The organism is Malikia spinosa, from assembly GCF_002980625.1.
GTDB classification, from domain to species: domain Bacteria; phylum Pseudomonadota; class Gammaproteobacteria; order Burkholderiales; family Burkholderiaceae_C; genus Malikia; species Malikia spinosa.
In genome coordinates this window covers 200,477-207,518 of the sequence record NZ_PVLR01000012.1, presented here as the reverse complement: position 1 = coordinate 207,518, position 7,042 = coordinate 200,477, and the positions used below count along the sequence as shown (strand labels likewise).

Here is a 7,042-nt window from a genome sequence, read left to right as displayed (position 1 = left end):
CGCCAAGCCCTACATGCAGACGATCGAGGTCGAACTCGACGGCCATGAGCGCATGCTGCTCGACGCGCTGATGAAGCTGAAGGCGGTCGACCCGTCGATCTCCTTCCGTCGCAGCTGCCGCGAAGGCGTCTGCGGCTCGGACGCGATGAACATCAACGGCAAGAACGGCCTGGCCTGTCTGACCAACATGAACACGCTGCCGGGCGTGATCACCCTGAAGCCCCTGCCGGGCCTGCCGGTAATCCGCGACGTGATCGTGGACATGACGCTGTTCTTCAAGCAGTACCACTCGGTCAAGCCCTACCTGATCAACCAGACCCCGGCGCTGGAAAAGGAGCGGCTGCAGTCGCCCGAGGAGCGCGAGGAGCTCAACGGCCTGTACGAGTGCATCCTGTGCGCGAGCTGCTCGACCTCCTGCCCGAGCTTCTGGTGGAACCCGGACAAGTTCGTCGGCCCGGCCGGTCTGCTGCAGGCCTACCGCTTCATCGCCGACAGCCGCGATGACGCGACGGCCGAACGCCTCGACAACCTCGAGGACCCGTATCGTCTGTTCCGTTGCCACACGATCATGAACTGTGTCGACGTCTGCCCCAAGAGCCTGAACCCCACCAAGGCCATCGGCAAGATCAAGGAACTCATGATCCGCCGCGCCATCTGACGCCTCAACCACGCACGAACCATGAACGACACCGACCTGCTAGACGAACGTGCTCTGAGCAAACTGCGCTGGCGCTGCCGGCGCGGACTGCTCGAGAACGACCTGTTCATCGAACGTTTCTTCGCTGAGCACGAATCTTGCATCACGGTGCGTCAGGCTCGTGCGATGACTGCACTGATGGACCTGTCGGATAACGACCTGCTCGATCTGTTGCTGCAGCGCAAAGAGCCACAGGACGAACTTGCCTGTGACGAAGTCGTCGAACTGCTGGGTGTCATGCGCATCCGGCATTGAACGCAGAGCCCCACCCACAACAGTGCCCTTAGGAGAAGCTATGAAACTCGTTGACAACAAAGCCACCTTGTCGTTCAGCAACGGCGCGCCCAGCGTCGATCTCCCGGTCTACGCCGGCAACATCGGTCCGGACGTGATCGACATCCGCAAGCTGTACGCACAGACCGGCATGTTCACCTACGACCCGGGCTTCCTGTCGACCGCTTCCTGCCAGTCGGCCATCACCTACATCGACGGTGACAAGGGCGAACTGCTGTATCGCGGCTACCCGATCGAGCAGCTCGCGACCAACTGCGACTACCTCGACACCTGCTACCTGCTGCTCAACGGCAACCTGCCCAACGAAGGCGAGCGCAAGGACTTCCACAAGCTTGTGATCAACCACACGATGGTGCACGAGCAGATGCAGAGCTTCCTGAAGGGCTTCCGCCGCGACGCGCACCCGATGGCTGTGCTGACCGGCCTGGTCGGCGCGATGTCGGCCTTCTACCACGACAGCACCGACATCAACAATCCGGAGCATCGCCAGATCGCCGCGATCCGCCTGATTGCCAAGATGCCGACCCTGGTCGCCATGGCCTACAAGTACGGCATCGGCCAGCCCTTCGTCTACCCGCGCAACGACCTGTCCTACGCCGGTAACTTCCTGCGCATGATGTTCGCCAACCCGTGCGAGGATTACGTGGTCAACCCCGTGATCGAGCGCGCTGTCGACCGCATCTTCACGCTGCACGCCGACCACGAGCAGAACGCCTCGACCTCGACCGTGCGCCTGTGCGGTTCGTCGGGCACCAACCCGTTCGCCGCCATCGCGGCTGGCGTGGCCTGCCTGTGGGGTCCGGCTCACGGCGGCGCCAACGAAGCCTGCCTGAACATGCTCGAAGAGATCCAGGCCAGCGGTGGCGTCTCCAAGGTCGGCGAGTTCATGGAGAAGGTCAAGGACAAGAACTCCGGCGTCAAGCTGATGGGCTTCGGTCACCGCGTCTACAAGAACTACGACCCGCGCGCCAAGCTGATGCAGGAAACCTGCAACGAAGTGCTGGCCGAACTGGGCCTCGAGAACGATCCGCTGTTCAAGCTGGCCAAGGAACTCGAGAAGATCGCGCTGGAAGACGACTACTTCGTGCAGCGCAAGCTCTACCCGAACGTCGACTTCTACTCCGGCATCGTGCAGCGCGCGATCGGCATCCCGGTCAATCTGTTCACCGGCATCTTCGCGCTGGCCCGCACCGTCGGCTGGATCGCCCAGCTCAACGAGATGATCAGCGACCCCGAGTACAAGATCGGCCGTCCGCGTCAGCTGTTCACCGGCTCCGTCAAGCGCGACGTGCCGCCGCTGGCACAGCGCTGATGCGCCGTCCTGCCTGAACGCATCCGCGATCAAAAGCCCGCCCCGTGCGGGCTTTTTTGTTCCGGTCCGGCCACTGGGCCTAAAATCTGAAGTTTGGCCACAACGAGTCACGAGAGATTCACGCATGGGACGCACCCTTTACGACAAGATCTGGGACGAGCATGTCGTCCACGTCGAGGAAGACGGCACCGCGGTGCTGTACATCGACCGCCACCTGGTTCATGAAGTGACGAGCCCGCAGGCCTTCGAGGGCCTGCGCGAAGCGGGCCGCAAGCTCTGGCGCGTCAGCTCGGTCGTGGCCACCGCCGACCACAACACGCCGACCACCGGCTGGGAGCTCGGCTATGACGGCATCGCCGACCCGATCAGCAAGGAACAGATCACCACGCTGAACAGCAACATCGCGGAATTCGGCTCGGCAGCCTTCTTCCCCTTCATGTCGCAGCGTCAGGGCATCGTGCATGTGGTCGGCCCCGAGAACGGCGCCACCCTGCCCGGCATGACCGTGGTCTGCGGCGACTCGCACACCTCGACCCACGGCGCGTTTGGCGCGCTGGCGCATGGCATCGGCACCTCCGAGGTCGAGCATGTGATGGCGACCCAGACCCTGCTGGCCAAGAAGGCGAAGAACCTGCTGGTCAAGGTCGAGGGCGACTGCGCCCCCGGCGTCGGCGCCAAGGACATCGTGCTGGCCATCATCGGCCGCATCGGCACCGCCGGCGGCACCGGCTACACGATCGAGTTCGGCGGCAGCGCGATCCGTGCCCTGTCGATGGAAGGCCGCATGACGGTCTGCAACATGGCGATCGAAGCCGGCGCGCGCGCCGGCCTGGTCGCGGTCGACGACAAGACCATCGCCTACGTCAAGGGCCGTCCGCTGGCACCGACCGGCGCCGAATGGGAAGCCGCCGTTGCCTACTGGCAGACGCTGCACTCCGACGCCGATGCGGTATTCGACACTGTGGTCGAGCTCGACGCGACGCAGATCGAGCCACAGCTCACCTGGGGCACCTCGCCCGAAATGGTGCTGCCGATCACCGCCGTGGTGCCGAATCCGGCCGACGAGCAGGACCCGAACAAGCGTGGCGCGATCGAGCGCGCGCTGGCCTACATGGACCTCAAGGCTGGCACCCCGCTGAGCCAGATCCCGGTCGACAAGGTCTTCATCGGCTCCTGCACCAACAGCCGGATCGAGGACATGCGCGAAGCCGCTGCCCTGGTGCAAAAGCTCGGCCGCCAGGTCGCTGCCAACGTCAAGCAGGCGCTGGTGGTGCCGGGCTCGGGCCTGGTCAAGGCGCAGGCCGAGGCCGAAGGCCTGGACCAGGTCTTCAAGGCCGCCGGCTTTGAGTGGCGCGAGCCGGGTTGCTCGATGTGTCTGGCGATGAACGCCGATCGGCTCGAGCCGGGCGAGCGCTGCGCCTCGACCAGCAACCGCAACTTCGAAGGCCGGCAGGGCGCGGGTGGCCGCACTCACCTGGTCAGCCCCGCGATGGCTGCTGCCGCCGCAATCGAAGGCCATTTCGTCGACATCCGCACATTCGCCTGAGCCCCAAGGAGACCGAGATGCGCTTGTTCACTGCCCTGATCGCCCTGTCCGGCCTGCTGGCCCTGGGCGGCTGCAATACCGTGCGCGGCATCGGCCAGGACATCGGCCAGGCCGGCTCCGTGATCCAGAAGGCCGCCCAGTAAGCGGGATTCCCCATGAAAAAATTCACCCTTCTCAAGGGGCTCGTCGCCCCGATGGACCGCGAGAACGTCGACACCGACGCGATCATTCCCAAGCAGTTCCTCAAGTCGATCCGCAAGACCGGCTTCGGCCCGAACCTCTTCGACGAATGGCGCTACCTGGACGCGGGCTATCCCGGCCAGGACCCGGCCAGCCGCCAGCCAAACCCGGACTTCGTGCTGAACCAGCCGCGCTATGCCGGCGCCTCGGTGCTGCTGGCGCGCAAGAACTTCGGCTGCGGCTCCTCGCGCGAGCATGCGCCCTGGGCGATCGACCAGTACGGCTTTCGCGCCGTCATCGCGCCGAGCTTTGCCGACATCTTCTTCAACAACTGCTTCAAGAACGGTCTGCTACCCATAGTGCTGCCGGATGCCACGGTGGCGCAGTTGTTCGACGAGGTGGCTGCCAACCCGGGCTATGAACTGACGATCGATCTCGAGCGCCAGGTCATCGTCAAGCCTGACGGCAGCGAGATCGCCTTCGAGGTGCAGGCGTTTCGCAAGTACTGCCTGCTCAACGGCCTCGACGACATCGGCCTGACGCTGCGTCACGCCGACAAGATCAAGGCCTTCGAGACCGCGCGCCTGCAGGCCAAGCCCTGGCTGGCCCACAGCATGAACGGCTGAAACTGGCCGGCCAATTTTGAATGACGGCGACCGCCCAGGCGGGCGCCAGCAATGGATCACGCATGAAAATCGCAGTTCTTCCCGGTGACGGCATCGGCACCGAAATCGTCGCTGAAGCGGTCAAGGTCCTGAACACCCTCGGCCTCGACCTCCAGATGGAGCAAGCCCTGGTCGGCGGCGCCGCCTACGAGGTGCACGGCCACCCGCTGCCCGAGTCCACGCTCAAGCTGGCCCAGGAATCCGACGCGATCCTGTTCGGCGCCGTCGGCGACTGGAAATACGACAAGCTGGACCGCCCGCTGCGCCCCGAGCAGGCCATCCTGGGCCTGCGCAAGAACCTGGGCCTGTTCGCCAACTTCCGGCCCGCCATCTGCTACGAGGAGCTGGTCGGTGCGTCGAGCCTGAAACCCGAGCTGATCGCGGGCCTCGACATCCTGATCATCCGCGAACTGACCGGCGACATCTACTTCGGCCAGCCGCGTGGACGCCGCATCGCGACCGACGGCCATTTCCCGGGTGCCGAGGAAGCCTTCGACACCATGCGCTACTCGCGCCCCGAGATCGAGCGCATCGCCCATGTCGCCTTCCAGGCCGCACGCAAGCGCAGCAAGAAGGTCACCAGCGTCGACAAGGCCAACGTGCTCGAAACCTTCCAATTCTGGAAGGATGTCGTGACCGAGGTGGCCAAGGAATACCCGGACGTCGCGCTCGAGCACATGTATGTCGACAACGCCGCGATGCAGCTGGTCAAGAAGCCCAAGGCCTTCGACGTGCTGTTCACCGGCAACATGTTCGGCGACATCCTGAGCGACGAGGCCTCGATGCTGACCGGCTCGATCGGCATGCTGCCCTCGGCCAGCCTGAACGCCAAGGGCCAGGGTCTGTATGAACCCAGCCACGGCAGTGCGCCCGACATCGCCGGCCAGGGCATTGCCAACCCCTTGGCTACAATCCTGTCTGCTGCCATGATGTTGCGTTTTTCCCTCAACCAAGCCGAAGCCGCCGATCGAATCGAAGCGGCGGTCAAGGACGTGCTCGCCGCGGGCTACCGCACGGCCGACATCTGGTCGGAAGGCACGAAGCGGGTGAGCACGCGCGAAATGGGCGACGCGGTGGTGGCTGCCATCACCAAGACCACCATTAAGGGCTGATACAGCTCCGGTTCGTCGCGCCCCCACCCGGCCAGACGAGCCGGGCAAAACCAAACGGGGCTTACCGCCCCATCTTTTGAAACTTGAAAGGGTTTGCGATGAGCAAAGTGGGTAATCTGGTCGGCCTCGTGGGCTGGCGCGGCATGGTGGGTTCGGTCCTGATGGACCGCATGGTGGCTGAAGGCGACTTCGACCATATCGAACCGATCTTCTTCTCGACCTCGAACGCCGGCGGCAAGGCTCCGGCGCAGGCCAAGCAGCACACCCAGCTGCAGGACGCCAACGACATCGCGGCGCTCGCCCAGTGCGACATCGTGATCACCTGCCAGGGCGGCGACTACACCAAGGAAGTGTTCCCCAAGCTGCGCGCTGCCGGCTGGCAGGGCCACTGGATCGACGCGGCTTCGTCGCTGCGCATGGAATCCGACGCCGTGATCGTGCTCGACCCGGTCAACGACGAGCTGATCAAGCAGTCGCTGGCCAATGGCGGCAAGAACTGGATCGGCGGCAACTGCACCAACTCGATCCTGCTGATGGGCCTGGGTGGCCTGTTCAAGGCCGGTCTGGTCGAATGGGTCAGCTCGATGACCTACCAGGCGGCTTCGGGCGGCGGCGCCAACCACATGCGCGAACTGCTCAAGGGCATGGGCGTGGTCCATGCCGCCGTCGCTGACGAGCTGGCCACCCCGGCATCGGCCATCCTCGAGATCGACCGCAAGGTCGCCAAGACCATCCGCGAGGACGTGCCGACCGAGTTCTTCGGCGCCCCGCTGGCCGGCGGCCTGATCCCCTGGATCGACGTGCAGCTACCCAACGGCCAGTCCAAGGAAGAGTGGAAGGGCCAGGCCGAGGTCAACAAGATCCTCGGCACCGAAGCCACCATTCCGGTCGACGGCCTGTGCGTGCGCATCGGCGCCATGCGCTGCCACAGCCTGGCGCTGACCCTGAAGCTCAAGAAGGACCTGCCGCTGGAAGAGATCGAGGCCATCATCAAGGGCGGCAATCCCTGGGTCAAGTTCGTCGAGAACGACCGCGCCGTCACCGTCAAGGAACTGACCCCGGCCGCCATCACCGGCGGCTTGGAAGTCGGCGTCGGCCGCGTGCGCAAGCTCAACATGGGCCCCGAGTACCTGTCGGCCTTCGTGATCGGCGACCAGCTGCTGTGGGGCGCGGCCGAGCCGCTGCGCCGCATGCTGCGCATCCTGCTGGCAGCCTGACGTGAAACCGGTCGCCCGC

General features: G+C 64.8%; 8 protein-coding genes. All 8 read left to right on the top strand.

Annotated features, from left to right (window positions below; all coding sequences use genetic code 11):
- The coding region (locus C6P61_RS05410) for a succinate dehydrogenase iron-sulfur subunit (protein WP_105728917.1) at positions 1–658 on the top strand (658 nt) is incomplete at its 5' end.
- 21 nt (positions 659–679) lie between these two features.
- A complete protein-coding gene (locus C6P61_RS05405; RefSeq protein WP_105728897.1) occupies positions 680–952 on the top strand; it encodes an FAD assembly factor SdhE in 273 nt (90 codons plus the stop codon).
- Positions 953–992: 40 nt separating this feature from the next.
- Entirely contained in the window at positions 993–2,303 is a 1,311-nt protein-coding gene (gene gltA / locus C6P61_RS05400; protein WP_105728896.1) for a citrate synthase, read from the top strand.
- A gap of 124 nt (positions 2,304–2,427) precedes the next feature.
- On the top strand, positions 2,428–3,849 hold the full coding sequence (gene leuC, locus C6P61_RS05395) for a 3-isopropylmalate dehydratase large subunit (RefSeq protein WP_105728895.1): 1,422 nt from the start codon (positions 2,428–2,430) through the stop codon (positions 3,847–3,849).
- A 17-nt stretch (positions 3,850–3,866) separates the two neighbouring features.
- On the top strand, positions 3,867–3,992 hold the full coding sequence (locus C6P61_RS05390; RefSeq protein ID WP_105728894.1) for an entericidin: 126 nt from the start codon (positions 3,867–3,869) through the stop codon (positions 3,990–3,992).
- A gap of 12 nt (positions 3,993–4,004) precedes the next feature.
- A complete protein-coding gene (leuD, locus tag C6P61_RS05385) occupies positions 4,005–4,655 on the top strand; it encodes a 3-isopropylmalate dehydratase small subunit (protein ID WP_105728893.1) in 651 nt (216 codons plus the stop codon).
- Positions 4,656–4,717: 62 nt separating this feature from the next.
- The gene (leuB, locus tag C6P61_RS05380) at positions 4,718–5,806 is read left to right on the top strand and encodes a 3-isopropylmalate dehydrogenase (protein WP_105728916.1); all 1,089 of its coding nucleotides are present in this window, start codon (positions 4,718–4,720) and stop codon (positions 5,804–5,806) included.
- 98 nt (positions 5,807–5,904) lie between these two features.
- Positions 5,905–7,023, top strand: a complete 1,119-nt coding sequence (gene asd / locus C6P61_RS05375; RefSeq protein WP_105728892.1) for an aspartate-semialdehyde dehydrogenase — start codon at positions 5,905–5,907, stop codon at positions 7,021–7,023.
- Positions 7,024–7,042 lie beyond the last annotated feature (19 nt).